The sequence below is a fragment of the Alteromonas sp. ABH4_456 genome (assembly GCF_056160645.1).
Map to the genome: position 1 here is coordinate 397,356 of NZ_JBSWXO010000001.1, position 26,150 is coordinate 423,505.

General features: G+C 49.3%; 29 protein-coding genes. 13 read left to right on the top strand and 16 right to left on the bottom strand.

Annotated features, from left to right (window positions below; all coding sequences use genetic code 11):
- Positions 1-40 precede the first annotated feature (40 nt).
- The 3 genes from ACXAG2_RS01795 to ACXAG2_RS01805 are packed head-to-tail and all read left to right on the top strand — an operon-like array spanning position 41 to position 3,984.
- Complete coding sequence (locus tag ACXAG2_RS01795) at positions 41-1,417, top strand: aminotransferase class III-fold pyridoxal phosphate-dependent enzyme (RefSeq protein WP_474864144.1); 1,377 nt, start codon at positions 41-43, stop codon at positions 1,415-1,417.
- Positions 1,417-2,493 carry a tartrate dehydrogenase gene (locus ACXAG2_RS01800; protein WP_474864146.1) on the top strand — a complete coding sequence of 359 codons (1,077 nt, stop codon included), beginning with the start codon at positions 1,417-1,419 and terminating at the stop codon, positions 2,491-2,493. Before ACXAG2_RS01795 ends, ACXAG2_RS01800 begins: the two co-directional genes overlap by 1 nt.
- 33 nt (positions 2,494-2,526) lie before the next feature.
- A complete protein-coding gene (locus ACXAG2_RS01805) occupies positions 2,527-3,984 on the top strand; it encodes an NAD-dependent succinate-semialdehyde dehydrogenase (RefSeq protein WP_474864444.1) in 1,458 nt (485 codons plus the stop codon).
- Positions 3,985-4,032: 48 nt separating this feature from the next.
- On the opposite strand, the gene ACXAG2_RS01810 is transcribed toward ACXAG2_RS01805, so the two are convergent.
- The 4 genes from ACXAG2_RS01810 to ACXAG2_RS01825 all read right to left on the bottom strand — a co-directional run bounded on the left by ACXAG2_RS01810 (position 4,033) and on the right by ACXAG2_RS01825 (position 7,808).
- Positions 4,033-4,590: a YbhB/YbcL family Raf kinase inhibitor-like protein gene (locus ACXAG2_RS01810; protein WP_474864148.1), complete on the bottom strand. Its 558-nt coding sequence runs from the start codon at positions 4,588-4,590 to the stop codon at positions 4,033-4,035.
- A 256-nt stretch (positions 4,591-4,846) separates the two neighbouring features.
- Complete coding sequence (locus ACXAG2_RS01815; RefSeq protein WP_474864150.1) at positions 4,847-6,007, bottom strand: acetyltransferase domain-containing protein; 1,161 nt, start codon at positions 6,005-6,007, stop codon at positions 4,847-4,849.
- A 258-nt stretch (positions 6,008-6,265) separates the two neighbouring features.
- The gene (locus tag ACXAG2_RS01820; RefSeq protein WP_474864152.1) at positions 6,266-7,348 is read right to left on the bottom strand and encodes a patatin-like phospholipase family protein; all 1,083 of its coding nucleotides are present in this window, start codon (positions 7,346-7,348) and stop codon (positions 6,266-6,268) included.
- Between the two features lie 85 nt (positions 7,349-7,433).
- The gene (locus tag ACXAG2_RS01825; RefSeq protein WP_474864154.1) at positions 7,434-7,808 is read right to left on the bottom strand and encodes a VOC family protein; all 375 of its coding nucleotides are present in this window, start codon (positions 7,806-7,808) and stop codon (positions 7,434-7,436) included.
- 295 nt (positions 7,809-8,103) lie between these two features.
- Between ACXAG2_RS01825 and ACXAG2_RS01830 the strand changes: the two genes are divergently transcribed.
- The 5 genes from ACXAG2_RS01830 (at position 8,104) to ylqF (ending at position 10,787) form a co-directional block, all read left to right on the top strand.
- Complete coding sequence (locus ACXAG2_RS01830; protein ID WP_474864156.1) at positions 8,104-8,490, top strand: ACT domain-containing protein; 387 nt, start codon at positions 8,104-8,106, stop codon at positions 8,488-8,490.
- A gap of 12 nt (positions 8,491-8,502) precedes the next feature.
- Entirely contained in the window at positions 8,503-8,997 is a 495-nt protein-coding gene (locus tag ACXAG2_RS01835; RefSeq protein WP_474864158.1) for a PTS sugar transporter subunit IIA, read from the top strand.
- Positions 8,998-9,091: 94 nt separating this feature from the next.
- Positions 9,092-9,292 carry a zinc-ribbon domain-containing protein gene (locus ACXAG2_RS01840; protein ID WP_474864160.1) on the top strand — a complete coding sequence of 67 codons (201 nt, stop codon included), beginning with the start codon at positions 9,092-9,094 and terminating at the stop codon, positions 9,290-9,292.
- On the top strand, positions 9,286-9,603 hold the full coding sequence (locus ACXAG2_RS01845; protein WP_474864162.1) for an alpha-E domain-containing protein: 318 nt from the start codon (positions 9,286-9,288) through the stop codon (positions 9,601-9,603). Before ACXAG2_RS01840 ends, ACXAG2_RS01845 begins: the two co-directional genes overlap by 7 nt.
- Before the next feature lie 185 nt (positions 9,604-9,788).
- Entirely contained in the window at positions 9,789-10,787 is a 999-nt protein-coding gene (gene ylqF, locus ACXAG2_RS01850; RefSeq protein WP_474864164.1) for a ribosome biogenesis GTPase YlqF, read from the top strand.
- Positions 10,788-10,873: 86 nt separating this feature from the next.
- Here the strand turns inward: ylqF and ACXAG2_RS01855 are convergent, their stop codons facing one another.
- The 6 genes from ACXAG2_RS01855 to ACXAG2_RS01880 form a co-directional block, all read right to left on the bottom strand.
- On the bottom strand, positions 10,874-11,560 hold the full coding sequence (locus ACXAG2_RS01855) for a hypothetical protein (protein WP_474864166.1): 687 nt from the start codon (positions 11,558-11,560) through the stop codon (positions 10,874-10,876).
- A gap of 293 nt (positions 11,561-11,853) precedes the next feature.
- Positions 11,854-13,185, bottom strand: a complete 1,332-nt coding sequence (locus ACXAG2_RS01860; protein ID WP_474864167.1) for a sensor histidine kinase — start codon at positions 13,183-13,185, stop codon at positions 11,854-11,856.
- A gap of 33 nt (positions 13,186-13,218) precedes the next feature.
- Positions 13,219-14,382, bottom strand: a complete 1,164-nt coding sequence (locus ACXAG2_RS01865; RefSeq protein WP_474864169.1) for a lipocalin-like domain-containing protein — start codon at positions 14,380-14,382, stop codon at positions 13,219-13,221.
- Entirely contained in the window at positions 14,379-16,934 is a 2,556-nt protein-coding gene (locus tag ACXAG2_RS01870; protein WP_474864171.1) for an FtsX-like permease family protein, read from the bottom strand. The genes ACXAG2_RS01865 and ACXAG2_RS01870 overlap by 4 nt, the downstream gene beginning before the upstream one ends.
- A 3-nt stretch (positions 16,935-16,937) precedes the next feature.
- Positions 16,938-17,588: an ABC transporter ATP-binding protein gene (locus ACXAG2_RS01875; RefSeq protein WP_474864173.1), complete on the bottom strand. Its 651-nt coding sequence runs from the start codon at positions 17,586-17,588 to the stop codon at positions 16,938-16,940.
- Between the two features lie 57 nt (positions 17,589-17,645).
- Positions 17,646-18,122: a CreA family protein gene (locus ACXAG2_RS01880; protein ID WP_303574158.1), complete on the bottom strand. Its 477-nt coding sequence runs from the start codon at positions 18,120-18,122 to the stop codon at positions 17,646-17,648.
- Positions 18,123-18,268: 146 nt separating this feature from the next.
- Between ACXAG2_RS01880 and ACXAG2_RS01885 the strand changes: the two genes are divergently transcribed.
- Entirely contained in the window at positions 18,269-18,643 is a 375-nt protein-coding gene (locus tag ACXAG2_RS01885; protein WP_474864175.1) for a hypothetical protein, read from the top strand.
- A gap of 54 nt (positions 18,644-18,697) precedes the next feature.
- Here the strand turns inward: ACXAG2_RS01885 and ACXAG2_RS01890 are convergent, their stop codons facing one another.
- Entirely contained in the window at positions 18,698-19,312 is a 615-nt protein-coding gene (locus ACXAG2_RS01890) for a LysE family translocator (RefSeq protein WP_474864177.1), read from the bottom strand.
- Between the two features lie 180 nt (positions 19,313-19,492).
- Between ACXAG2_RS01890 and ACXAG2_RS01895 the strand changes: the two genes are divergently transcribed.
- Genes ACXAG2_RS01895 through ACXAG2_RS01910 form a run of 4 tightly spaced genes read left to right on the top strand, consistent with a single transcriptional unit; the run spans position 19,493 to position 21,778 of the window.
- Positions 19,493-19,840, top strand: a complete 348-nt coding sequence (locus ACXAG2_RS01895) for an ArsC family reductase (protein WP_474864179.1) — start codon at positions 19,493-19,495, stop codon at positions 19,838-19,840.
- Complete coding sequence (dapE, locus tag ACXAG2_RS01900; protein ID WP_474864181.1) at positions 19,840-20,967, top strand: succinyl-diaminopimelate desuccinylase; 1,128 nt, start codon at positions 19,840-19,842, stop codon at positions 20,965-20,967. Before ACXAG2_RS01895 ends, dapE begins: the two co-directional genes overlap by 1 nt.
- A complete protein-coding gene (locus tag ACXAG2_RS01905; RefSeq protein ID WP_474844477.1) occupies positions 20,964-21,638 on the top strand; it encodes a M15 family metallopeptidase in 675 nt (224 codons plus the stop codon). The genes dapE and ACXAG2_RS01905 overlap by 4 nt, the downstream gene beginning before the upstream one ends.
- Positions 21,635-21,778 (top strand): DUF2897 family protein, encoded by a 144-nt coding sequence (locus tag ACXAG2_RS01910; protein WP_474864183.1) that lies wholly within the window; start codon positions 21,635-21,637, stop codon positions 21,776-21,778. Before ACXAG2_RS01905 ends, ACXAG2_RS01910 begins: the two co-directional genes overlap by 4 nt.
- A gap of 17 nt (positions 21,779-21,795) precedes the next feature.
- Here the strand turns inward: ACXAG2_RS01910 and ACXAG2_RS01915 are convergent, their stop codons facing one another.
- The 5 genes from ACXAG2_RS01915 to ACXAG2_RS01935 all read right to left on the bottom strand — a co-directional run bounded on the left by ACXAG2_RS01915 (position 21,796) and on the right by ACXAG2_RS01935 (position 26,106).
- A complete protein-coding gene (locus tag ACXAG2_RS01915) occupies positions 21,796-22,119 on the bottom strand; it encodes a heavy metal-binding domain-containing protein (RefSeq protein ID WP_474864185.1) in 324 nt (107 codons plus the stop codon).
- Positions 22,116-22,532: an HIT domain-containing protein gene (locus tag ACXAG2_RS01920; protein WP_474864187.1), complete on the bottom strand. Its 417-nt coding sequence runs from the start codon at positions 22,530-22,532 to the stop codon at positions 22,116-22,118. The genes ACXAG2_RS01915 and ACXAG2_RS01920 overlap by 4 nt, the downstream gene beginning before the upstream one ends.
- Positions 22,525-23,562 carry a succinylglutamate desuccinylase gene (gene astE / locus ACXAG2_RS01925; protein ID WP_474864189.1) on the bottom strand — a complete coding sequence of 346 codons (1,038 nt, stop codon included), beginning with the start codon at positions 23,560-23,562 and terminating at the stop codon, positions 22,525-22,527. The genes ACXAG2_RS01920 and astE overlap by 8 nt, the downstream gene beginning before the upstream one ends.
- Positions 23,563-23,638: 76 nt before the next feature.
- The gene (locus tag ACXAG2_RS01930) at positions 23,639-24,949 is read right to left on the bottom strand and encodes a putative bifunctional diguanylate cyclase/phosphodiesterase (RefSeq protein ID WP_474864191.1); all 1,311 of its coding nucleotides are present in this window, start codon (positions 24,947-24,949) and stop codon (positions 23,639-23,641) included.
- Positions 24,950-25,188: 239 nt separating this feature from the next.
- Entirely contained in the window at positions 25,189-26,106 is a 918-nt protein-coding gene (locus ACXAG2_RS01935; RefSeq protein WP_474864193.1) for a DMT family transporter, read from the bottom strand.
- Between the last annotated feature and the right edge of the window lie 44 nt (positions 26,107-26,150).

Sequence of the window (26,150 nt, forward strand, 5' to 3'; positions counted from 1 at the left end):
CACACACTTCGCTTAAAAAATACAAATATGGAATGTCATCATGCAAACCTCTGCCCTGAAAGAACTGGACAGCCAGTACCTGATCCATCCGGTATCTGATTTCCGTGGTCACCAGCAAAAAGGTGTCAAAATTTTACAATCCGGCAAAGGCCCCCGGGTGACCGACAGCGAGGGAGAAACCTATCTGGATGCATTTGCAGGCTTATGGTGTGTGAATGTTGGTTTCGGGGAACAACGTATTGTCGATGTGGCCAGCAAACAAATGTCGTTACTTCCGTATGCCACAGGCTATTTCGGATTCGGCAGCGAGCCGGCAATCAAACTGGCAGAAAAACTGGTATCCATTACACCGGACTCATTACAGCATGTTTATTTCTCTCTGGGTGGTTCTGACGCTGTCGATGCCGCGCTGCGTTACATTACTTATTACTACAATGCCATTGGTAAACCTCAGAAAAAGCACATTATCGCGCTGAAACGGGGCTACCACGGTTCTTCGTCGGTGGGCGCAGGGGTAACCGGCTTACCGGCTTTTCATGCTAATTTCGATGTGCCGCTGCCGACCCACCATCACATCGCGTGCCCGTATTTTTACCGTAGCGACTTCGACACCGAACAGGCGCTCATCGACGCCTCTGTACAGGAACTGAAAGATAAAGTCACAGCCCTGGGTGCCGACAATGTTGCTGCGTTTTTCTGTGAACCGGTTGTGGGTTCCGGTGGCGTAATCGTGCCCCCGAAAGGCTGGTTAACCGCTATTGCCAAAGCGTGTAAGTCACTGGGTATTTTATTTGTGGTCGATGAAGTCATTACCGGCTTTGGCCGCACGGGTAAAATGTTTGCCTGTGAACACGAAAATATTCAACCCGACATGATGACCATGGCAAAGGGTTTAACATCAGGCTATGTGCCGATGGGTGCAGTGATGATGTCAGATGAAATATTCAAAGGCATCGCCGACGGCCAGCACCGTTCAGCGGTAGTCGGCCACGGCCAGACATATTCAGCCCACCCGGTCAGTGCCGCTGTGGCACTGGAAGTGATCAGCATTTACGAAGAAGGTCTGCTGGAGCATGCGCAGGCCATGACGCCGTATTTCGAAGACAAATTACAATCGGTACTCAGCCATCCTCTTGTGGGCGATGTACGAAATCAGGGCTTGCTGGCTGCTGTAGAACTGGTGGCAGATAAATCCACGAAACGTCAATTTCCGGCAGAACTGGGCTTGCATGAGGTCATTGCTAATATTGCCTGGAAGAACAAACTGATTTTCCGTGCATTTGGCGACAATATTCTCGGCTTTGCCCCGGCGCTCTGTTACAGCAAAGAAGATTTTGATGAACTCTTTGACCTGTTACAGAAAAGCCTCGATGAAGTGTTGTCTTTAGATATGGTTAAGAAGGAAATGGCCCGCTAATGAAACCGTTTAATATTGCAGTAATTGCCGGTGATGGCATCGGAAAAGAAGTTATGCCTGAAGGACTGAAAATTGTTAAAGCGGCTGCAAAGAAATTCGGCATCCCCCTTAACTTCCAGGAATTCAAATGGGGTGATTGCGACTACTACGCCGAATATGGCCGTATGATGCCGGAAAACTGGAAAGAGTTAGTGTCAGACATGGATGCCATTTATTTTGGTGCCGTTGGCTGGCCGGCGTCTGTGCCTGATCATATTTCACTGTGGGGCTCCATTCTGACTTTCCGCCGTGAATTCGATCAGTACATCAACATGCGCCCGGTACGTACTTTCGAAGGGGTCAAATGTGCTCTGTCGACACCCCGTGCTGATGACATCGACTTTGTGGTTGTACGGGAGAATACTGAAGGCGAATATTCATCCATTGGCGGTATTATGTATGAAGGCACAGAGCGTGAAGTGGTATTGCAGCAATCAGTGTTCAGCCGTCACGGTACCGACCGCGTTTTAAGATATGCGTTTGAAACCGCACGTCAGCGTGATGCGAAGAAACTGACTGTTGCCACGAAAAGTAACGGTATGGCCATCAGTATGCCCTGGTGGGATTCCCGCGCCGAAGCCATCAGTAAAGACTACAGTGATATTCAGTGGGACAAACAACACATCGATATCCTTTCAGCCCGTTTTGTCATGAATCCGGAGCGGTTTGATGTGGTGGTTGCCTCCAACCTGTTTGGTGATATTTTGTCTGACCTGGGTCCTGCATGTACCGGCACCATTGGTCTGGCACCTTCTGCGAATTTAAACCCTGAAAGAAAATTCCCTTCCCTGTTCGAGCCGGTACACGGTTCGGCGCCGGATATTTACGGTAAAAACTTCGCCAATCCCATTGGTATGATCTGGTCTGGCGCATTGATGCTGAAGTTCCTTACTGAAGATTCAGGCTCCGGTGCAGAGGCCCACGATGCTATCATCAAAGCCATAGAAACCGCTTTAAAAGGCGACATTACCACTCCGGATCTGGGCGGCAATGCCAGCACACAGTCCATGGGTGACGCCATTCTTTCTCACCTTTAAGGGTTTAACAGCAACGTGACGACAGAAACAGGAATGACGCTGAAAGATCAGACACTACTCAGCACGCAAAACTACATTAACGGAAAGTGGCAGAATGCGATTTCCGGGATGACGTATCCGGTTATCAATCCGGCCACAGGTGAACGGATTGCCAGTGCGCCCGACAGTGACGCCATTGATGCCGCCCATGCTGCCCGCTCTGCACAAAAAGCATTTCAGAGCTGGAGTAAAACCAGTCACCGTGAACGGGCCACACTGCTGGAGAAATGGTACACTGTCATCAACGAGAATATTGACGATCTTGCACTTACCATGACCACAGAACAGGGTAAGCCGCTGGCAGAAGCAAAAGGCGAAGTGGCCTATGGCGCTTCCTACGTAAAATGGTTTTCTCAGCAAATCATGCAGCTTCGGGGCGATATTTTACCTGAAGCCGGCAGCGGCAAAGTGCAAACCGTTGAAAAGCGGCCGGTGGGCGTTGTTGCGGTTATCACACCATGGAATTTCCCGTTTGCCATGCTGGCCCGAAAAATTGCGCCTGCGCTGGCGGCCGGTTGCACAGTAGTGGTTAAGCCGGCGGAAGATACCCCGCTGACGGCACTTATGATGGCAAAACTTATCGATATGGCAGGCTTCCCGCCGGGTGTGGTGAATGTGGTCACTGCCAGTCGTGAACAAACGGCCATTGCCGTTGATGCCTGGCTTAAAGATCCGTTAGTGAAAAAGCTCAGCTTTACAGGCTCAACGCAGGTAGGCCGCTATCTGGCGGAGCGCTGTGCCAGTACGCTGAAAAAGCTGTCTTTAGAATTAGGCGGCAATGCGCCCTTTATTGTGTTCGCTGATGCAGATTTAGACGCGGCGGTTGAAGGCTTAATGGCTGCTAAACTCAGAAATGGCGGGCAGACTTGTGTATGTCCTAACCGCATTTATGTAGAAGACAGTATTTATGATGAATTTGCCAGCCGGCTGACGGACAAAGTCGCGGCGTTAAAAGTGGGTTCACCTCTGGACGAAGATACCCGCATCGGCCCGATGATAAATCAAAAGGCTGTAGACAAAATTAACGCCCATATTGCTGACGCGGTGGAACAAGGCGGCGTTGTACTGTGCGGGAATAAAGCGCCTGACGACACCCTGTTCGTCGAGCCCACCGTCATTGCCGATGCAAACAATGCCATGCGCCTGTTCACTGAAGAAACGTTCGGACCAGTGCTTCCCCTGTTCCGCTTTCAGTCAGAAAGCGAAGCCATTGAAGAAGCTAACAATACCGAATATGGCCTGGCGGCATATTTCTACACCCGTGACCACTACCGTATTCACCGGTTGAAAGGCGCATTGCAGGCTGGAGTGATTGGCGTTAACGAAGGTGCGGTTGCCAGCGAACAGGCACCTTTCGGCGGTATAAAAGCATCTGGCTATGGCCGTGAAGGTTCTCACTATGGCCTTGATGACTTCTTATATATCGCTTACTTCTGTGAAGGCGGGTTTTAAAACCCGCTCTTTCCTTTCTGATCAATCCTGCTCTGGTAATTACTTCATTCAGCGCTGATAAGTCACTTCCAGAGTGGCTTTCCCTAATGCATTCATGTTCACCATGTAACCTGTCAGTGCGCCTGATGGATTGTCCGGCAGTGACAATTTTTCCGGCAATGCGAATACCGTGAACTGATAGCGGTGCGCTTTATGACCTTCAGGCGGACACGCGCCGCCAAAACCGGCATAACCGAAATCATTCACTATCTGCATACTGCCTTCCGGTAATACCATACTGCCGGCACTGCCCGCGCCGGTGGGTAATTCACTGGTACTGGCCGGAATGTTGACTACCTGCCAGTGCCACCAGCCACTTCCGGTAGGTGCATCCGGATCGTATACAAAGAGTGCGAAGAAGTTTGTTCCCTCCGGTGCGCCATGCCACGAAAGCTGAGGTGACAAATTATCTCCGTCACATCCGAAACCTTTAAATTCCTGCTCTTTGGACATGGGTTCCCCTGCAGCCAAGTCTTCACTGGTTATGGTGAAACTCGCAGCGGTTACAGCAGAGGTGAATGTCAGCCCGACAAAGCAGGCAATACCTGCAACCGTTTTCAACGTCATGATCTGTTCCTTATCTTTATTAGGTGCAGGAGTGCTGGTTGTAACTGACCATAAGCAATTTCAGCTATCTGACACTATTCTACGTGGCACCTGGCGGCTTTGTTCAGCATTAAATTTATACTAACGGAAGGACCGGCGCTGACAACTGGTTTTTCACTCAGATGAATACTGTTTGAGCTTTGAGGCAGGAAAGAGAACGTTGGTTTTGCGGACTTCCCCTGCGCAAAAACGCAGGGGAAATAAGGCGCTTACTACATCAGAAATATTTAACCAGTGGGTTCGTACTGTTGTGTTTAAAGCGAGAAAATGCTTTTGTGGGGAAATACAACACCACTGCCATCAACGCTGCAACCAGCCATACCTGCCAGATATAATCGAAGGCAAACAAGTCACCGTAGTTCGGTCCGGCGAGATCAAGTACAAGGTTGTAACTGATCAACAGCACAAACAGATGCACGATATAGAAAAACATGGGTGCTGAGCCAAATGACTCAATGATTTGTGTGAATTTATTGTTCACTGTATCTAAAGCAAACAGCACTAAAAATGCCCCGCCCAGGGTGAGTAACACGAAATCCAGTGACGGCGGATATTTGGTAAAATTAATGAAATCCATCGCGGTCTGAATGGCTGTTGCCTGTGTTTCCCATGGCATGTCTTCTCCGTAAATATTGAAGCCCCTCAGGACCAGTAGTACTCCCCACATGGATAAAGCCAGACCCAGCAATACTTTTTTACGCTGCGGCGAGGCAACATTGCGCGAAAATACCGGCCCCATGCTGTAACCCAGCAGTATCACACCTATCCACGGCAGCACAGGATAAGACGCTTTAATACGGAAGGTTTCGGAGGTAAATATAAAGCCGCGGTCATGTAAAATAGCCCACAGGGTGTAGCCGGTTTCCCCCGGCGCAAAGCTGATTGGTGATAACAAGTTATGACCACATACAATCAACAGCCCCAGTGCCAGAATCAGTTTTGCCGGTAAGTGACAAACCACAGAAAGTACAACCATACTCACACCAATTGCCCACATTACCTGCAACCACAATGTGTCGTAGGTCCCCATCCACAACCAGTTGATCACTGCAATCTCAATAAAAATAATGAACAGACCCCGTTTAAATAAGAACGGTGTTGCAGAGCGTACAGGCTTGTTCGCAGGGTGGGAATACAACCACGCAGACAAACCGGTCAGGAATACAAATACCGGTGCACAGAAATGGGCACTCATCCGGGTAAAAAATAATTGCGGGCTGGTAATGTCCACGTCCATGGGATCACCCACCTGCTGATGATAGAAATACCGTTCACGAACGTGATCCACCAGCATAAACAGCATCACTAGTCCCCGGAGGATATCAATAGACGCGATACGTTTTGCATGGTTCGCCGCAGAAGTTTGCATTGTTGTCATTTTTATCGTTCTCATGCTCAGGAATTGATTGCAGCACAGACACTTCAATCATTTCATTCGTTGTTTCAGGCAAGACTGCCATAGATAAAATACGGTCGACAGGTGTTTTTGACTGTGCCGGAGCTATTTGGCATATCTTGCTGAAGCCGTGCTAACTCATGAAAAGATCTGCCAGCCGGGAGCAGGAAGATGAAGAACCAAAGAGAGAAGAGCAGCTCGCTTCTGCAGATGAAAACGGGCTTTCTGTGTTGGCTTTTGTTAACCGTTCAGCATTGGAAAAGGCAGTGGCTTAATTTCATCCATGATTTTTCCGTTGGCGGTGATATTCATAAAATACTCGCCCAGCCTGTCGGTCTCTCTAAGCACGGTTTGCCAGTATTTGATGCGGGTTTGGGGTTCAAGGGCATCGAAATCTTTTCTGTCAGGGATTTTGCCGTAAGGTAAAGATGAAACAAATTCTGCCGACGGTACAAGCATCACCACGTTATCGTAACTGCTGCGGTGTGGTACCCGTCTTTTCAGGCCTTTATCAAACCAGCCCGGTACCGGCTTGTCATAAAAATGCGGATAAAGCACCAGCCCTTCACGGGGACCGAAAGACAAGTCAAAATGATAGTCGGTGATACCGCCGTCCCTGTACACCCCTTCAGGTGCATCAACGATTTTCTCTACCCCTTCCAGCACCAGAGGAATAGAGCCGGATGCCAGTAACGCATCCCGGGTATTCACAATACTCAATTCTGTCCGTTCAGTGTTCAGGTTGTACGGATCGTGAATAGTAAAATCGCTGTCCGGTGCGGAAAAAATATGGCGGGTATAAAAGCGGTTAAGACCACGTCTTGAAACGGCGTTGGCAGCAGCACTCATGGCAAGGCCATGGAACTGAGTAATGCGCCCCCGAGATGCCATAGCACGGTGGCAGCGTACAGCGAAAATATGAGCCTTAAAACGATGGTTCAGCAGAATATCGTCAATACCCTCTTCACCCAGCACATGGCTAATGAGTTCACGGGCTTTAACGGTAATTTCATTTGCCGACGGTTTGGCAGAATACACAGTATGTGAATAATGGTGTGCCAGCCGGTTGATGGCCGCCAGTGGGTCTCTCTGAACGGCACATGCGGCTCTGAATGCCCCGGCAGATGAGCCAATCACCTGCACCTGCCCTCCCCGTTCATCGAACCATTCCGGAAACAGCACCCGATCCAGACCCGCCAGCACGAACCATTTGGGTCCGCCGGACGCGCCGAGGAAGTAATTGAACAGCAGCGGATAGAAACCGTGCTCTTTTAATGTGGCCAGTGCGCCCGGGCCAGCGTAAATATTCAGTGGCGCAGTCAACGTGTTATCCCTTCACTTCTTTTTATTTGTGAGTACTTTAGCAGTTGATGGCGGTCATGTCATGACCGCAAAATCCTTTGCTGAATTACGACCCGCTGCCATCGCTGTAAAGTGCAAAACAGGCGCCGGAGGGATCTTTTATATACACAAACCTTGCCGTACCGTGTGTTCTCACGGCAGTCAATTGCTCCCCGCCACATGCCGTAACCTGCGATAAGGCTTCATCAAACTCACCGGTGGTAAAATACGGGATCCAACCTGCGGGTACATCCTGATTCGGGCCTTTCCGGTGACAAATGCCACCTTTTACCTGTCCGTCTGCATCTTTCATAACAAAGTCATTGTAGCCGCCCATGTCCAGCGGCTCTTTTCGCCATCCCAGTACCTTTTCATAAAAGGTGCTGGTTTCCACTGCATCTGCTACTGTTAAATCCCGCCAGTCACCTGCTGAGTCGCTCATGATTTGCTCCAGACTAAATATGAAGTGTCAATACACACAGCTTAAAGAAAACCCAGTTTTTTCCAATATTTTTTTCACACAAAGGTAGACACAGCTTGTGGAAAATGCTTGAACTATGGCAATAGTTATCCACTGACCATTGTTTAACCAGTATTTTTTATCAAGCAATTTCATGCAGTTACAATTCACACACATACTACTCAACAAACTTATCCACAGATAAAGTGGATAACACGTAGAAGTTATTCAAGTATGATGATTTAATAATATGACATGTTCCGGACGACATCAGATAATGAAAAAGCAGACGTTAGCCGTCATTGACGGTGAATTTACTATCCATGCCTTCGATCCTAATTCCGCCATTCCGGCTCCGGTATTGAACAGTGATTTATTTTTCATTGGCAAGACGGAAGATACCTTGTCAGTTGTCGTGCCCTCCTCTGTTAATCTTGTGTCACTGGAATCTGATCAAGGCTGGCGGGCGCTTGAATTGTTAGGCCCCCTTGAATTGTCTATGGTAGGGATTATGGCGAACCTGGGGACAGTGCTGGCAAAAGCCAAAGTCAGTATGTTTATTGTCTCTACATTCGACACAGATTTTTTTCTGGTTAAAGCGGACAAACTGCATGACGCCGTTACTGCACTGCAGGAGGATGGGTACACCATCGTCGGACAATAGCGGCTTCCCTGCATGAATTTTACTTCTGAAAAACCGGCCTCGTTCAACCGCGAAATTATTTTGCGTGCGCCGCTTAACGGCACCCGTACAGAGTTAGCGTCAATTAATGCACCGCTTTATGCCGCCGGTATGTGGGGCCCGGCACTGGCATTTACCTACGCCGGGCATACTTTGTACGCACCGGCAGACTGCCTGATAGAAACGATTCCTGAAACCGGCTATGCGGTCACCATTAAAACCCGTCACGGCCTCAGACTGCACATTAACCTCCTGCCGGCAGGCCACACACTGATGGGCGAGCGTTGCATGCGTCTGGTAAAAGCCGGCGAGAAAGTTAAAGCCGGACAACCGCTGATGTCTTTTCAACCGCAATGGCTTAAACAACAGGGCCTGCCGCTTAACGGTGTGTGCTGTGTGATGAACGGCGAAAAATGTAAAGCCGTGGTACATAGTCATAACCGTCAGTTCATGGCCCCCGAAGATCCGTTGATCTACGTTTACATTTAATCTGTCTCAAACAGGAATTATTTCATAGCCGTGCAATCTTTATTCGCGTAAACATGCTATACATTTTATACAGCTCGTTTAGTCAGGTTTAACCGTGAAGAACTACCAGTGCGAATGTGGCAACACTCTGTATTTCGCCAACTCAACTTGTTTGTCCTGCCAGCGGCCGGTGGGCTTCATCAGTCAGGAAATGACGTTATCTGCCTGTGAAATTGATGACAACGGTCACTGGATAAGTTGTCTTAACGGTAAAGCTTACCGTCCCTGTACCAACTTCAGTGGATGGGTGTGCTGAAGTCTTTGTCGGCCTATAAGGTATACCGGCAGGAAATGCGCTTACGGGTTCAGCGGGCTGATATTCTGGAATTCCTGTTAAAGCGGAAGTCCTTTCCCCGTAGCATTAACCATTCTCTGGGCCAGGTGGAAAAATGTCTGTCGGAACTACCTGAACCGCAGGACATCAGCAGCAAGGTCAAAGAAATATCTGCCATGCTCATGGAGCTTGAAACCAGAGATCTGAAACAGGAAGCGCTGCATCAACTGATAGACGATATACAGGCTCCACTTATTGTCATTCATGACTCGGTAAAGAAAGCGTATTTCTGATCCGCACCGCTTTGTGCATTCATTGTTCGCGGTAAAGACCACAGGAACTTACCGCGAACACTCATTTATCTGACCATTCACGGGCTGTTCCCGTCCCGCCCCTTCTGATGCCCCCGCGAATAACGCCGCATTTCGTACAGAAATGAAGTAAACTACGGCCAAATCCGGCTGAATGAAAGAATATCGTGGCGTTACACTGGTTCCCTGGGCACATGCACAAGGCCCTGAAAGAAATAAAAGAAACCTTATCTCAGGTTGATGTGCTGATTGAAGTACTGGATGCCCGCATCCCGTACTCCAGCGAAAACCCCGAAATCGCTAAAATTCGTGGCGATAAGCCCTGCCTGAAAATCCTCAATAAGTTCGATCTGGCCGATCCTGAACTAACCGAGGAATGGCAGGCTTACCTTGAAAGTGAACGGGGCGTGCGCACTATCACCACCAATACGGGAGAGCCGGGAAACACTAAGCACATTCTGAGCATGCTGAAAGACATGTTTCCTCAGAAAGCCGGCCCCGGTAAAGCCATTCACGCCATGATCACCGGTATCCCTAATGTGGGTAAATCGACGCTGATAAATATTCTGGCTGACAGAGTGATTGCTAAAACCGGTAATGAACCGGCGGTGACCAAAACCCAGCAACGGATCAATCTGGGTAGCGGCATTATTTTGTTCGATACCCCGGGGGTACTGTGGCCAAAGCAGGAAAACCCGAATTCCATTTACCGGCTGGCTGCATCCGGCGCGGTTAAGAACACCGCAATGGAGTTTGATGACGTGGGCTTTTATGCCGCCGACTATCTGATTAAAGCTTATCCGGACGTACTGAAAGACCGCTTTAAGCTGGATGAAATAGCAGATACAGAGATTGAATTTCTCGAAGACGCCGCCCGCAAGCGTGGTGCAATCATGACAGGTGGCCGTGTGAACCTGCATAAAATCTGTGAAATACTCCTCACCGAATTACAAGCAGGAAAACTGGGCCGGATCACACTCGAAACGCCCGCTATGCTGGAAAAAGAGAAGATAGAAATCGCAGAAGCCGAAGCGAAAAAAGCGGCGAAGAAAGCCGCCCGGAAACAACGCTTCAAAGATGGCTCAGCGACCCCTGATAAACACGACAGAAAAGAAAAGCGTAACGAAAAACGTGCTGTACAAAGCAAGCGGATGCGTAAGTCTTAATTGAATTGCCGGGGTCTGTCTGAAAGTTTGGATACCGCAGAATATCTTCATGAACTGTGGTATCCCTTCATGACCGCTTAGAGTAATCAGCTCACCGAATCAATGAAATTTCCCAGCCGGTTGGCGCCAGTCTGAAGTTGGTTGGCAGCCCTGCCAGTTTGCTGTTCAAGCGCCTGTGAAGCTTCCTGTAAGTCTTGCGAAACCTGCTCATTGTCGCGGATGTTCTGCAACTGACGCAGCACGGCCACCTCGGCACGGAGCAACTGAATCGTTTCGTTAATTTCTTCCTGTGATGCCGGCTCATCAGCTTGCTCTGACGCTTCCTGTTGCCGCCTCTGTGACTGTTGCTGCAGCTGTAAACGTTGCTCTCTGAGTTGAACCTGTTCTTCCTGCAATGAGGCCAGGCGCTCTTCCTGAAGCAACGCTTCCTGCCTTCTTTCTTCACGACTGGCTTCTATTTCACGTAACAACGCTTCCCTGTCCTCTTCCCGCCGGAGCTGACGTTCTTCAATCACTGCCGTACGCTCTTCGCGCCTGAATGCTTCACGCTGACGCTCTTCCTGCAGCGCTTCCTGACGATACTCCTGTTCCAGTCGCTCTTCGCGGCGTATTTCCTGCTGACGTTCATCCGCCTCGCGCTCACTGTCCCGGACCTCTTCAGCCCGCTCAGCCGGAGAGACAACTGGCGACGACTCACTCACGCCCCGCTCTTCAGCCCGTCTTCTGGCCTCAAGCTCTTCAAGTGCTGTAGCTGGTAACTGATTGATCGTCATAATGACCTCCGCTGACTGAACATAAAGTACGCTGCTTACACAGTGCATATTTAAGAGATGCATGGTAAATGCCAAATGGGGAAATAGCGGACAGCACTATCTGAGCAAATCATTAAAGCTAATACTTACAATGTGTTAAAAAAAATTAACGAAAAGAATCAGGTAATAAAACGACGGCTGCATTAATGATGAACAGTGGAAATTGTGTAACTTTTACGCGACAGATATGCGCCGTGAAGCAACCGCGCTTGCGTGGTAACAAAGATTAATCAATCACTGCCGGTGTGGTCTTTTCAGCCCGCCGGCAGAGTTATTGTGAAGCGGGTACCTTTAAAAGGTGTTTGTACTGTCCGTCCCGATGGCGGCGATTCGGCGGTGATCTTTCCATCGAAACTGGTCACGAAGGTTTTCACAATATTCAGTCCGTAACCAATACCCAGTTCAGACTCTGTTCCCATAGAAGACACGTTCTTTTCCACGGTGAACAAGCGGGCAAGTTTTTCTCCCTCAATCCCGGTTCCTTCATCTTCCAGAATAATGGCAACGGTATCGCCCTTCTCTTCTGCATCCAGCCTGATGGTGCCGTTGTGATAGGAAAACTTCACGGCGTTGGACAGCAAATTCGCCATAACCTGATGGGTAAACAAACCGGGATCCACGTTAATCCGGATTTTCGATAACTTCTCTTCGTCATAGGTAAACGTGAGGGATTTATGCTGCAGTTTCATCTCAAACAACGATGATAACAGGCCGACACAATCAGCCAGGCTGCAGGGCTGCTTTTTAATTTCAAGGGATTCATTGGCCAGCAAATACAATTGCTGAACACGCTTTGTCATATCGGTCAGTGACTGGCAGGCAACATCAATATTATCAATATAATGTTCCGGATCCCCCTGGCGGGTTTTCAGCGCCCAGCTGGCTGCATTGATACTGGCTACCGGCGTGCTCATGTCGTGAGTCAGTACCTTTAGTAACATACTGATGTTGGCGTTCTGGGCAGACAATTTCCGCTCATATCGTTGCTGCATGATCAGATGGGCATACATCATGGTGGTGTTGATAAATATCCAGCCGAACACCATCAGCGACTGGAAAACCGGCGACATGATACCGTCACCACTGCCCGGGAAATTAAAGCCATTAATGTCCATAAGAAGCAGCACCAGGCATACGCTGGTGGTGAGTGTTGCCCAAAGCACCAAGCCCCGCATACCGGAGATGATCCCTGCCAGACTTGGCAAAATTCCGAACCAGATCAAAATATGGCTGTTGAATCCCCCTGAATAAAACGCTGAAACCAGTTGATGGCTCATGCCTGCCAGCAACATGATGTTAGAAATTAAAAAGACGCGGTTAGAGAACCGGTAAAATAACGGGCTGATCAAATGCACGATGGATGCGACAAGGCTGATAACCTTAGGGGCCGTGCTGCTCATAAAAATGAACGACACCGCGACATAAGCCCACATGAGAACACCGGTGCACAACACGGTGATAAGATGCGCATGGATAACTCTGGGATCGAGGTCATTTTTATTCAGCCTGACGGCGGCGATGTAATCGAAAATGTGCCAGTAGAGTTTACGCAGGACACCTTGAGACTCAGTTCGTTTTACAGACATCGTATTTCAGTTATGATTAACGAATAATCTAATTTACGGGTTTTGCCCCGTTAATTCCATAAATCCCTGCCCTGAATGTGTACCTTCTACATTCACCCTGCCTTCATAGTAGGAAAAGCGTCCTTCGTTCCACTGACCGGGCTTGAACGGACTGATTGTCACTTCAAGATTTTTTGACGGGATCTTCATGTTCCACCGAACCTGAGCCGTCCGGCCATGGAAGATTTCGGCTCCGTCCGGAACTAGGGATAAATCGTCTTTCGACAAGGTTTCAGGGCGTCCGTCAGCAAAAATATAGGTTCCGGTAAGATATGGAGGCTGATTATTAACGTGCATTCTGAACGCCATTACTTTATCACCATTATCCAGATGCAGTGAAAACCAGTCCCAGCCTAAGGCATCGTCACTGGCCAGTTGGCTGCTCCATTCATGATCGAACCAGCCAGACCCTGTCACTTCCGTCTTTTCACCGTGACTGTTTATCACCCCGTTAGCCTGAATAAATGGCTGACTGTAGTAATAAGACCGGTATTGCTCACTGGCTGATTTGGTGCTGTAGCCCTGCAGTCCGTGAAGCACGGGGGGACCATTTGCGGTCAGACTGAGGGATATATCCGTATGCCGGTTTATGGTGAATTTGAGCTCAGACGGGGTAAGTGCACTCCCTTCTGCCTGCCAGCGCCAGTTGTCAATAAAGGCACTGAACGGTGCTGTTGTGACACCGGCCATACCGGTGCCACCGGCAGCGAAACGCTCTTCAAACTCATGACTGGCAGCACTGTGCAGGGAGGCATGCCCCATCCACCATTGGTTATCCGCCCAGTTATTTGGCTCATATCCGTCATTAATGAATCTGAAGAGTGTGAATTGCAGCCCGTATTCGTCCGGTCCGGAGCCGCCTTCAGGTTGTGCGTTTTCCAGTACGAACGTGAGATACCACCATTCCAGGCGAAATGCCGGATGACTGCCATGATCATCAGGCAGAACGACAGGCCTGTCAGCGCTGACTGTTGCACTTTGAGGAAGTTTCCGGCTTTCGGGCATATTCAGACCGCTAAAAATGCCACCGGCTTTCGCTGTGTTACCGTCCTCCTCAGCACCTGAATCACCGGAACGGGTTATCAGCTGAAACGCTGGCAGGGTGACCAGAAACAATGCAAAACTGATTATCAGCACAAGTGCAGCCTGCTTTCTCACAGCCCTTCCTCCTGCCTGAGATCCACTTTTGCGTTCATTTTTCCCAGAGGCAATAACAGAATAATAAACACTACAGCCATGCTAAGCATAAGACCGGACAGCAAAACGTCCACCGACACATTCAGCGGATAAATCCAGTAGAACGCGTACCGGTTTACCTGAAAGATAAATACATGAGCCAGCACAATACCAGCCGGCAATGCCATTATCCCGGCCAGCAAGCACAGCAACATATATTGGAATATCAGTACCAGTCGTAATCGCCACTGACCAACCCCCATGGCCCTCAGCACATTCAGTTCAGGACGGAGATCAAGAGTGAGCACACTGACAGAAATGGCAAAAGCGAGACCGGCCACCAGCAGGGTTGCCACGTTCAGCGCATCGGTAACGACAAAAGTACGGTCGAAAGTGACCATAGATCGGGTGATCAGTTCACCGGTAAAATACAGTGTTCCGGCACTGGCCAGTACGCTCAAATCCGGTTTCTGCCCGGAAATGGCATGAGGTTCATAATAAATCGCCGACAATCCGGCATACCCAGACGGCGGTGAAAATGCCGGAAGGGGCAATAAAAGCTGCGCTTCAGGATTACCATAGTCCGGATAAATTCCGGCAATCAAAAAGGCGTCACCGGATGTTTTGTCAGAGAGGCTGACCATGGTGCCATCATCAGTTTGAATGTCGCTTAATACCACACTGTCGCCGGGCTTGATATTTAGCCGGAATGCCAGTTGCTGATTAACAAAAATCCCTTCCCGGGATCTAAACTGTGACCACGCCAGCTCAGCGGATGAATATAATGCAAGGCTTTTACGGGCAATGTCGTCAACCGGAAAACTCTTCACTGAAACCGCCAGGCGTCTTTCAGTTGAAGGTACATTAAGACGAATAATGCCCCGCCCTTCATAGACTGAACGAGTTTGAACCTCATCGTCAATCAATTCCGGAGGTGACGGAGCGTCTGAATAAAAGTATGCCGGAGCGGACAACCGCTGCATCAGCCAGTCTTCAGTGGCCTGCCTGAAACTGTCTGTCATCACATTCATGCCGGTATTCGCAGTGAGAGCGATAAAAAATGCACAAACTGCCAGTTTACTCTTTGCAGAAAGGCGATGCGTGCCCGCTGCCACATAAGACAATACGGGCATTGAAGACGGCACCAGCCTGCAAACCATTGCTGTGAGTGCCGGCAACCACAGGATAACCAGCACACAGCCACTTAATAACACTGCGCCGGTGCTCACCAGCGCGGTCAGCGTACTGCCGGCATTAAAAACAAAACCTGCCGCAATGCCAGTGACTATTACTGTAGTAAACAGGCGCCCGGCAACAGACAGTGTTGACTGACCCTCACTGAAACGGCGCAGAGACAGGGCACCGGATAGCTGTTTAACCGGAATAACAAAAAAAATCGCGAGCGCAATCACGCTGATAAGCCAGGCCAGCAGCACCATCTGCACAATAAAAGGTGAAGGTGAAATAAATACCCCGTCGAACAGGCCGGCAAACACAGACTGCAACACCGGAGTCAAACCTCTGGTAAGCCCGAGCCCGCAAAACACGCCCGCCGGCGCGGCGATAAAACAATACAGAATAAGTTCTGCAAACAGTGCCGTGAGTATTGTCTGCTTTGCTGTACCCAGTTGCCTCAGCCGTATAATCGTTGCCAGCCTGGCGCGGTACATCAGCATGAGTGCATTTAAAATGATGAACAAAGCCACTACCGCCATAAGCATACCCATGGCCTGCAAATTTAATCTGAAGCTGGCTGACAACGTACCGGTTTCTGCCTGAACCGGCGGAGGTATAAAAGTAAGATGAGCAGGTAGTGCAGACTTTAGCTGTGCGATTTGTTGATCATCCGGGTCGCCTGCAACAATCAGCGCAGACAGAGGAGTGTTGTCAGGCGTAATCTCTTTCCGGTAAAAGTTTTGCAGACCAGCTACCAGTATCTCCTCCGGCAGCCCCTGCACAGAGACAGGCTGCCGGACAGGCGTCCCATCGCCGTACAGCATCTGATTGTCACAGGTAAAGCCTGTAATAAACCCCGGTGCAGCATAGCTGACAATGCCTGATGAATTTCCCAGGTTGCCGGGTTCAAATAATGCAGAACTACCGGAAGCACTCTTGAACGTGCGGGACTGAACAGTCGTGTCAGGTAGCGACATGAGGGCTGTTTCATCGATACCGGTCAGGGTGACAGTTTTTGCGTTTTCACTTTGCTTTCTGTCGTTCCCGGTATCACCGCAGGAAAGTGTAATATCCCGCTGACTGATACCAATCAGTCCGGTAAACCCCTGCTTTCTTAACCGGACATAGTCTTGTTTGGTTAACGGCTCAACGTCAGAGCGCTGCGACACCGTACCGGCAGCAAAAAAACCGGGACTACCGGAAGCCAGCTCCCCCAGCCTTGCGCCTTCATTAATTAACCAGACGGCAGAGAGCCCGCCGGTGGCGACAAGTAATGCCATGAGAATAAGCAACGGCTGCCATGGCCGGGTCAGTGCCATTCTCAGAAAAACGTGAAGCACCGGAAACAAACCGTGCATGCCTCAATCTTCCAGCTTACCGTGACGTAACCAGCATTGCCGCTGCGCGAGAGCGGCTACTTCATTACTGTGTGTTACCACAACCAGCGTAGTATTCAGCTCACGGCACAATGCATATAAAGCAGAAGATACTTTCTCACTGTTGTCTTCATCCAGATTGCCGGTAGGTTCATCTGCCAGAATGAGGGAAGGTTTATGAACCAGAGCACGGGCAATGGCAACCCGTTGCTGTTCACCGCCTGAAAGTAAGGCGGCAGACTGACCGGCCAGCGCGCTGATCCCAAGCCGTTGCATTATGTACTGCTGATAATCAGGATCCACATTGCCTTTTAACCTGGCGGTAAAGGCAATGTTATCTTCAACAGATAAACAACCCAGCAGATTGAAACTTTGAAAAACCACTCCCAGGTGTTCTCTGCGAAACCGGTCAGCCTGCTTCTCGCCCTTAAAAGGCAGAGTAACGTTGTGAACAGTAATGGAGCCGCCGTCCGGTTCATCAAAACCGGCAATCAGCGAGAGTAATGTAGACTTGCCGGAACCGGATGCGCCGCGGATACTGACAGACTGCCCGGTGTCCATTGATAAATTGAGATCGTCAATAACAGGCTTGTTGCCGTCACCGAACCGCTTACTGAGGTGGCGAATTTTCAACATGACTCTGCACTAACCCTGCATCTGTAAAGATGTCCGGAAAGGTGAAGCACCGGAAAATCAGCGCCCGCCTTCATTGCTGTTTGCTGCAGCTACATGCGCCTGCGTACCCCACAGCGGCACAGTAGATAAACTATGTTTGAAACTGCCGGAAGTCTCTTTCGTAGAATATGCCAGATACATCAATGTCTGGTTTTCAGCGTCGAGAATGCGCCGGATTTTCATTGACTTAAACAGTATGCTTTTAGACTTGGTAAACAGCACATCGCCGTCTTTTCCCTTATCGATTTTATCTATCATCTCACGGGTGATCGGACCGGTCTGACGGCAGGCAATGGAACTGTCTGACGGGTCGGAGAAATCCAGATTGGCTTCAATGCTGGACACATGGCAAGTCACACCGGTGACCACAGGATCGGTAAAGGCGTCCAGCTTAATATCTTTGGTGGTAAAAACACCCAGCGACACATCGCCAACTTCATTTCTGTCACAGCCACTTAATAATAAAACGGCTATAATACTGACTATCACCCGCATACCTGCTCCCCCGGTTAAGTTCATAGTTTTCTGCATCTTCGTACTGTTAACTCAGTATGGCGGATTACACCGGCTATATTAAACCCTTTTCAGTTTGAACCAACCCTCAATTGTGCCGTATCAGAAGCAGCACTCAGGAGAATACCGTGAAACAACCTTTACCTATGCAATTATTTGAGCTGTGGACACTGGCACCTCAGGTTATCGCCACCCGGTTAATGCAAATGGCCACCACGTCTTACCCGGCAAAAAAATCCGAAGTGCGTGAAATGAATGAGATGTGGACAGAAAAGGTACAGGCCGTGGTCAGTGCCTGTCAGGCTGTAACGGCAGAATCCATGCGTTTTCAGACAAAGATTTTTTCCGCAGTTGTCAGTAATGCCATGACCCCTGCACTCATTCCGCAAACCACAGCACAGGCAATGCTTCGCTACGGACCGGCAGCGGGAACAAAAATGACAGAGAAGCTGGTTCAGCCTTTTCACAAAAAAGTGAAGTCAAATGCCCGGCGTCTGCTGTAGCACCGGGCATCCGGTGCTTCAGCGTTGTGCCGCCGGGTGTAAATAAAGGATGGTTTAACCGGCTGCCAGCCAGATCCCGACACCGATCATCAGGGTGCCGGCAATCCGGTTCATCACCCTGACATTACCGCTTTTCATCAACAGCGACCTCAACGAGCGGCCACCGGATGCATAAATCAGCAGGCAGGTGAATTCGAGCAGGAGAATAATCGTAATCAGGCTGACCAGTTGAGCTGCCAGCGGTGAGCCGGTATCAAGAAACGGTGGCAACAGCGCAACAAAAAATGCCCACCCTTTGGGGTTAGCAATGGCAGTGATAAAACCCTGCATAATTAACGCTTTTTCCGTGGCCTGTGCCGCACTGTCAGTGCTGATGGCCATTTTGCCCCGTGACATCCACATTTGTATGCCGGAATAGGCCAGATAAACCCCGCCGGCATATTTCAGTACGGTGAACACATCCGGATAATTCAACAGCAGTGCTGCCACACCGGCGGCTGAAAGCGTTGCCACTAACCCGACGCCGGCCAGTTCTCCCAGCATCATCCACAGTGCCCGCTTAACGCCGATACTCATGCCCAGTGTCATCGCCAGCGTCATACACATACCCGGCGTCACAGAGACAAAGAAAAAGGTGGGAATAAAAACAGACAATAAGCCGGTGTTCATAAAATAATGTCCGCAAAAAAAGAGCATGGGAAATTGCCAGAAACCTTTGCAAAACGCAACGACGAGCCGGCAAAAATGAGGCAAATATACGCTTTGTCATGACCGTTTACCCCTGCGCCGGTTGCGCCGGCCAGCACAGTTAATTAGACTGACCGGCAACGTATTATCACGATGAACACTATGAGCACTACTCTTTACGGTATCAGTAACTGCGATACCATCAAAAAAGCCAGAAAGTGGCTTGAACAGCAAAATATCCCTTTTACTTTTCACGATTACCGTAAAGACGGTCTGGACGAAGCCTGGCTTAAAGAAACAGAAAGTCATCTGGGCTGGGAAAACCTGCTGAATAAACGGGGCACTACTTTTCGTCAGTTACCGGAAGAAGACAAAACAGATTTAACCCGTGATAAAGCCCTGAGCCTGTTACTGGCCAATCCGTCGATGATTAAACGCCCGGTGCTTATTCACGACAACAGCTACTATCTTGCTTTTAAACCTGCTCAGTATGAGGAGATTTTCGCCTGATGAGTACCGTAATCGATGTTGCCAAAAATCTGATCAACCGCCGCTCAGTCACACCTGAAGATGCCGGTTGTCAGGATTACATGAAAGCCTGGCTGGACGAGTCAGGTTTCAACCATGAAACCATGGTTTTCGACGATACGACGAATTTATGGTCCCGACGGGGCACTGAAGCTCCTCTTTTGTGCTTTGCCGGTCATACCGACGTTGTCCCAAGCGGGCCGGAATCAGCCTGGCAAACCCCGCCGTTTATCGCCACTGAAAAAGACGGCTATCTACATGGCCGCGGTGCAGCTGATATGAAAGGCAGTCTGGCAGCGATGATGGTCGCTACCCGCAGATTCGTTGCTGACTATCCAAATCACAAAGGCAGCATCGCCTACCTCATTACCAGTGACGAAGAAGGACCATTTATTAACGGCACCACCCGAGTTATCGACACGCTGGAAGCCCGGAACGAGAAAATTACCTGGTGCATCGTGGGCGAACCCTCCTCCACTTCACAGGTGGGAGATGTGGTGAAAAACGGCCGCCGTGGTTCTCTTACCGGTGATATGACAGTGAAAGGTATTCAGGGTCACGTGGCGTATCCGCATCTGGCTAAAAACCCGGTGCACGATGCCGCCCCTGCGCTGGCCAGCCTGAGTCAGGCACACTGGGACAACGGCAATGAATTCTTCCCGCCCACCAGTTTTCAAATCTCCAATATTCACGCAGGAACCGGTGCAGGCAATGTCATTCCCGGCACCTGTGAAGTGTGCTTTAACTTCCGCTTCTCAACAGAAGTCATCGACCGGGAATTAATTGAGCGGGTCACCACCATCCTGGATGGTCACGAACTGGATTACCATATCGACTGGACCTTTAACGGTCAGCCGTTCCTGACAGACTCCGGGGATCTGGTTGAGGCTACACAGGCTGCCATCAGTCACGTAACCGGCAGAGAAACGGAATTATCCACTGCCGGCGGTACCTCTGACGGCCGCTTTATAGCGCCAACCGGCGCACAGGTCGTTGAACTGGGTCCGGTGAATGCCACCATCCATAAAATCGACGAATGCGTATCGATGGCCGATCTGGAAACGCTGACTGATATTTATTACGACATCATGGTCAGGTTGCTGGCATGAGTATGACGGCATGGCTGGGTATTGATAATCCTTTTCTGGTTCCTCTTGATGATAAGTTCTCCATACACCGTGAGGTAAAGGAACCATGGCTTGCTTTGCAGCGGGCCGCACAGGAGGAAGGGCTCGATTGTCAGCTGGTCAGCAGTCACCGTGACTTTACCCGTCAGCTGGCGATCTGGAACAGAAAATGGCGTGGTGAAGCCACCTTGTATGATGCGCAGGGAAAGGCCCTCAATCACAGCGCCCTGTCCGATGATGAAAAAATTGATGCTATCCTGACCTGGTCAGCATTGCCCGGCGGCAGCCGTCATCACTGGGGATCAGATATTGACGTATTTGATAAACACGCAGTGAATGAATGGGGACAACCCTTCGAACTGGTTGACAGTGAGTACCGTGAGTCCGGTCCCTGCTTCGGACTGGCCTGCTGGATGGATGAAAATTTGCACCGCTTCGGTTTTTCACGCCCCTTTCTGGAAGACAGAGGCGGCGTGGCTGTGGAATTATGGCACCTGACTCACACGTCGACAGCCAGCACTTTTGAACAACAACGCCGCGCAGATGCGCTGGCAGACGCCCTGAAACAGGCAGACATGGAAGGCAAAGAAGCAGTGCTCAAACGCATTGATTCGCTGTTTGAGCGTTATGTACTGAATAAGGGGATAAGATGAGTACCGGATGGTTAATTCTCATCATTTTACTGGCCGCCGGCTTTATCATCGGCAACATTTTGCTGCTTAAGTCGTCGTCAAAGTTCAGAGTACCGAAAGACTTCACGCCGCGAAAATGGGAAGATGAAGAAGACAAATAATCGTCATCTTCTCAATATTACCCGTTAACCCGTACGGCAGTGCCACTGATACTGACCATCAGCATACTGCCTTTTTCGCCGATTACTTCATAGTCGATATCGATACCCACAACCGCATTTGCGCCCATGGTACGGGCTTCCTGCTCCAGCTCTGCGAAGGCCATTTTACGTGCTTTGGTGAGCTCGTCTTCATAGGAACCTGACCGCCCGCCGACGATATCGCGGATTGAAGCAAACAAATCTTTAAAAATGTTCGCGCCCATGACCGCCTCGCCGATGACGATACCGTGATATTGCGAAATGGTTTTACCTTCAATACCGGGTGTTGTTGTTAAAATCATCTTTTTTCCTCCGTTGAAAAAGCGTTTTTCAATGCTTCAATGCGTGCTGCCAGTTCACTGTCACCATAAGGTATAGCAGGCTGCCTTCCCCACACAGGCGCAGGCCAGGCGATATCCTCTTCATAACGGCAAAGGTGATGAATATGCAGTTGCCTGACCACATTACCCAGTGCAGCAATGTTCAGTTTATAAGGCGCATACAATGAGGATAATACCTTACAACATAAGCGGGACTCCTGCACATACTGCTGCATTTGCCAGTCATCAAGCTCGTGTAACTCTGCCAGACCTTCGACACGGGGAACGAGGATAAGCCAGGGAAACTGACTGTCATTCATCAGCAGCACGCGGCAAAGTGGTAAATCTGTTACCAGCACCGTATCGTTTTGTAAGCGCTCGTCGAGTTTAAACATTAATGTACTCCAGTGAAGCCGGAACGACGGTGAGAATAGCACGCTGCCCGATAGCCACATTGGCGTTGGGGAACACCACCGCTTCGCCGTCCTGTTCAGCAAAATATTCTGCGCCGGTTTCAGATGCCAGCTTATCGCCTTCTGCAAAATCCATGAAATTGGGCGTATCGTCTGCAAAATGCAGTATAAAATCGTCAGCCTGCTTGTTGATCACCTGATTTACACGGTAAATCACCATATCAGATAAGTCGTCATTCAATGATATTTGCTGCTCACACACCAGCGAGATAAGCGCATTTCTCGCTTCTTCAAACCGCGCCATGTCGTTCTGACCAAATGGCTGCACTTTTCCAAGCTCAACGGTAAACGAATGAGCGCCGTGATTCAGTGACGAGTGATAGCTGTAGGTGGTGGTCGGAGACTCTGAAAGTAAAATCGTTTTTACACCACAGGCCTTCATAAAGGACAGTTGCTCACGGCTATAGGGTTTGCCATGGAGGAACGGATACACTGCGAATTTTTCGTTTTTAGATTCACGGATAGCGGTGTGCAAATCATAGTGCAGTTTCTCAGCGTTATCTCCGGCATCAGCGAAGAATACCGCCATGGTATCTTCAAGTTGCTTCGCACGGATTCGCTCATCATTCACCCGCCCTTCTCCGGCAGAGTGCGCGCCACAAAACAGCCGGTTCATATTTTCTTCGGTGAAGCGTTTCGCAATGGCCATAGCATCCAGGTTCCCGAATTGAAACAGCACCGCATGCGCAGGTACAAGAGAACCGGTAAACAGGCGTTTTACCATGTCATCACAGATTTCAATGGGGGCGGTTTCATTGCCGTGAACGCCGGAGGAAAGCACAATATATTTACTGTCAGCATGAAGCGTTTGAGGGTAAAAAGCGACAATGCCGGGTGCAATAATGTGAACACGCACACCGTTTTCAAGTTGCAAAGTCTGAGGTTCAACAATACCAGAAGAAAAACGGGAGAGATTGAGAAAATCGCCGTGGGCGAGCAAGCGGGTACGCATGGATATCCTGTCGTTTATGCAATTAATACCGCAGGATTCTATCTATTGTGCAGCTAAAAAGCCAAACCTGACCGGTTTACACCAGCATCCTGCGTAAAGGAGAGTCACCAATCATAATATCCTGGTGGGCAAGACTGATAAACTCATTAAGCGGTACAGCACGGGAAAACAGATACCCCTGGCCTGTCAGAATGCCTATTTCTCTTAAGGTATGCAGCTGTTCCGTTGTTTCCACCCCTTCTGCAATCACCTGGCAATTTTTTGCTTTGCCGATAATTTTGGCCGCTTCAATAATGGCACGGTTCACCGGGTTATCCCCCAGTTCCATCACAAAGGACTTATCAATCTTGAGAGCATCAATATTGAGTTCCCGTATAAACGCCAGGTTGGAGTAGCCTTTTCCGAAATCATCCACCGCAATGCCGATACCCAGAGCACCCAGCTCATGAAGTTGCTTTTTCACCATCAATGAGTTCGACAGGGCAACGTCTTCTGTCAATTCCAGTTCAAAACGACTGAGATCCAGCGCGTATTTATCTCTGAGACGGACCAGCGCGGGAATGAGTTTACTGTCGTACAGCTGTGTCGGCGAAATGTTTACCGACAATGAAACGTTCAGACCCTGCGCATCCAGTTTCACCATGTTCTGAAATGCCTGCTCGAAGGTCCAGTAAGCCAGTTCATTCATCATGTTATAGGATTCTGCGGCTTCAATCAGCGGGCCCGGAAACAACACACCATCCAGCGGATGATTCCAGCGTAATAAACATTCTGCACCGGTAATTTGCAGAGTATTCAGATCGACCTGAGGCTGGTAATATAATTCCAGCTCATTTTGTTGCAGTGCCCGCTTGAGATCGGCTTTCAGTGCAAGACTGCGTCCTGTCTCCGCCTTTTCATCCATGGACATAACATGGAAGTTTTCATACTTATTTTCTTTCGCCTGCTTGAGGGCAGCCTCTGCACGGGAAACAAACGCAGTAATATCGAACTTCTCCTGCTTACCACTGACCGCCCCGACATTAAAATCAGCAATAAAAGCATGATTGCCGCGATGCATGGGGGTTTTGAAGTGTTCAACGATATGCTCAAACGTAGCACGGAGTTCTTTCTGTTTGATTTTGTCAGGAAAAACAATACCGAAAACATCACCGCTGATGCGGCCGAAGCGCAGGGGTTCATCAAAGAGCAGAATGATCCGGTTTGCGATTTCCAGCAAAAACTGGTCAGCGACATTGATACCAAGACTGGTGGTCACGTCGGAAAAACGCACCACGTCGATGAGCATCAGGGAAACATGCTTATGTTTTTCCGCACATTGCTCGATGGTATCGATAAAGGCATAGCGGTTTGGAATTGTCGCCAAACTTTGATGTAGACGGCTCATATCAGGTGGCAATCCGGTCACTGAATTTTTCTTTTATTATTATTTATCTATAAAAACATGCGGGAGCCAGTCCCGCAACCATTCTATAGTATTAACGCATATATGAGAAAGTACCTGAACTTTTAATCAGACAAATGATGTGTTTACCAAGTTAGATATTCGTAAATATTTAAACTATAGTATAAAACACTCCTTCCACCGTAATTGACTTATTTTACTCTTTGGCTGAGTTTACTTATTCAGACAATCGGGGGTTGTCCCAAAGCAGCAAGTTTTTGCTTCCTGCCCGCTAGCAGGCTGCCAATCGCATTGACTACGAGCGCAAGAAATATAATTGCCATACCTGTTAAAGCCATTGTATTTAACGACTCATTGAGCCACCAGGCACTGAGAATAGCTACCCAAACCGGTTCGAGGGTCATCACTATCGCTCCCTGCCCTTCCGGAGACATGCTCTGTGCTTTCAATAAAAAGAAAAAACGCAGGCAGGTAGCAAGCACAATGCTTAACACCAACCACTGCCACACTTCTGAGACGGATTGTGTCGCACTCTGCTCTGTGACCAGATAGGCGATAAAGCAAATTGTGCCGGCTGAAATAAGTTGAAAGCACGTTTGTGTGACGGGTGGTATATCTGAGCAATATTTGCCATTAACGTTAAAATACAGTGCATAAAGTACAGCTGAAACCAGAAACAAAATATCAGAAGGCTCGAGTACAAAGCCGTTTCTCAACGCAAGAAAGCTCAGCCCCGGCACCGCAATTGCTACAGAAATCCATGTGTGCCTTTTGGCACGGTAACCAAAAAATAATCCCGTCACCGGTATGAGAAGAAAACTCAGGCTAAGCAAAAATGCGCCTGCCCCCAATCCTTCAGACAATAACAGACCCGCTCCCCAAACTGCGGTTTGCACGCCCAGCAAACATCCTGTCATCAGTGCCCGCCTGCGCTTCCGCACGGAGGTACTCAACACTTGACGGGGCTTCAATCCTCCGACCATCAGACCCGAAATGACAAATCGTATAGCCAGGAAAAACATGGGTGTCATGGCAGAAATAACAAATTTTGAAAATAACCAGCCGGAGGCTGCTAATAGCGTGACGACAATAAGAAGTGTATGAGCATAAAGCTCTGTGTTAACCGGTTTATTTTGCAATTGACGAAAGTCCTTTATTAACCAGTCTGTCAGACTGGTGTTTG

Coding starts and splice junctions, on each gene's coding strand:
- ACXAG2_RS01795 (WP_474864144.1), top strand. CDS start 41: ATGCAAACCTCTGCCCTGAAAGAACTGGACAGCCAGTACCTGATCCAT.
- ACXAG2_RS01800 (WP_474864146.1), top strand. CDS start 1,417: ATGAAACCGTTTAATATTGCAGTAATTGCCGGTGATGGCATCGGAAAA.
- ACXAG2_RS01805 (WP_474864444.1), top strand. CDS start 2,527: ATGACGCTGAAAGATCAGACACTACTCAGCACGCAAAACTACATTAAC.
- ACXAG2_RS01810 (WP_474864148.1), bottom strand. CDS start 4,590: ATGACGTTGAAAACGGTTGCAGGTATTGCCTGCTTTGTCGGGCTGACA.
- ACXAG2_RS01815 (WP_474864150.1), bottom strand. CDS start 6,007: ATGACAACAATGCAAACTTCTGCGGCGAACCATGCAAAACGTATCGCG.
- ACXAG2_RS01825 (WP_474864154.1), bottom strand. CDS start 7,808: ATGAGCGACTCAGCAGGTGACTGGCGGGATTTAACAGTAGCAGATGCA.
- ACXAG2_RS01830 (WP_474864156.1), top strand. CDS start 8,104: ATGAAAAAGCAGACGTTAGCCGTCATTGACGGTGAATTTACTATCCAT.
- ACXAG2_RS01835 (WP_474864158.1), top strand. CDS start 8,503: ATGAATTTTACTTCTGAAAAACCGGCCTCGTTCAACCGCGAAATTATT.
- ACXAG2_RS01855 (WP_474864166.1), bottom strand. CDS start 11,560: ATGACGATCAATCAGTTACCAGCTACAGCACTTGAAGAGCTTGAGGCC.
- ACXAG2_RS01860 (WP_474864167.1), bottom strand. CDS start 13,185: ATGTCTGTAAAACGAACTGAGTCTCAAGGTGTCCTGCGTAAACTCTAC.
- ACXAG2_RS01870 (WP_474864171.1), bottom strand. CDS start 16,934: ATGCACGGTTTGTTTCCGGTGCTTCACGTTTTTCTGAGAATGGCACTG.
- ACXAG2_RS01875 (WP_474864173.1), bottom strand. CDS start 17,588: ATGTTGAAAATTCGCCACCTCAGTAAGCGGTTCGGTGACGGCAACAAG.
- ACXAG2_RS01880 (WP_303574158.1), bottom strand. CDS start 18,122: ATGCGGGTGATAGTCAGTATTATAGCCGTTTTATTATTAAGTGGCTGT.
- ACXAG2_RS01890 (WP_474864177.1), bottom strand. CDS start 19,312: ATGAACACCGGCTTATTGTCTGTTTTTATTCCCACCTTTTTCTTTGTC.
- ACXAG2_RS01895 (WP_474864179.1), top strand. CDS start 19,493: ATGAGCACTACTCTTTACGGTATCAGTAACTGCGATACCATCAAAAAA.
- dapE (WP_474864181.1), top strand. CDS start 19,840: ATGAGTACCGTAATCGATGTTGCCAAAAATCTGATCAACCGCCGCTCA.
- ACXAG2_RS01905 (WP_474844477.1), top strand. CDS start 20,964: ATGAGTATGACGGCATGGCTGGGTATTGATAATCCTTTTCTGGTTCCT.
- ACXAG2_RS01910 (WP_474864183.1), top strand. CDS start 21,635: ATGAGTACCGGATGGTTAATTCTCATCATTTTACTGGCCGCCGGCTTT.
- ACXAG2_RS01915 (WP_474864185.1), bottom strand. CDS start 22,119: ATGATTTTAACAACAACACCCGGTATTGAAGGTAAAACCATTTCGCAA.
- ACXAG2_RS01920 (WP_474864187.1), bottom strand. CDS start 22,532: ATGTTTAAACTCGACGAGCGCTTACAAAACGATACGGTGCTGGTAACA.
- astE (WP_474864189.1), bottom strand. CDS start 23,562: ATGCGTACCCGCTTGCTCGCCCACGGCGATTTTCTCAATCTCTCCCGT.
- ACXAG2_RS01930 (WP_474864191.1), bottom strand. CDS start 24,949: ATGAGCCGTCTACATCAAAGTTTGGCGACAATTCCAAACCGCTATGCC.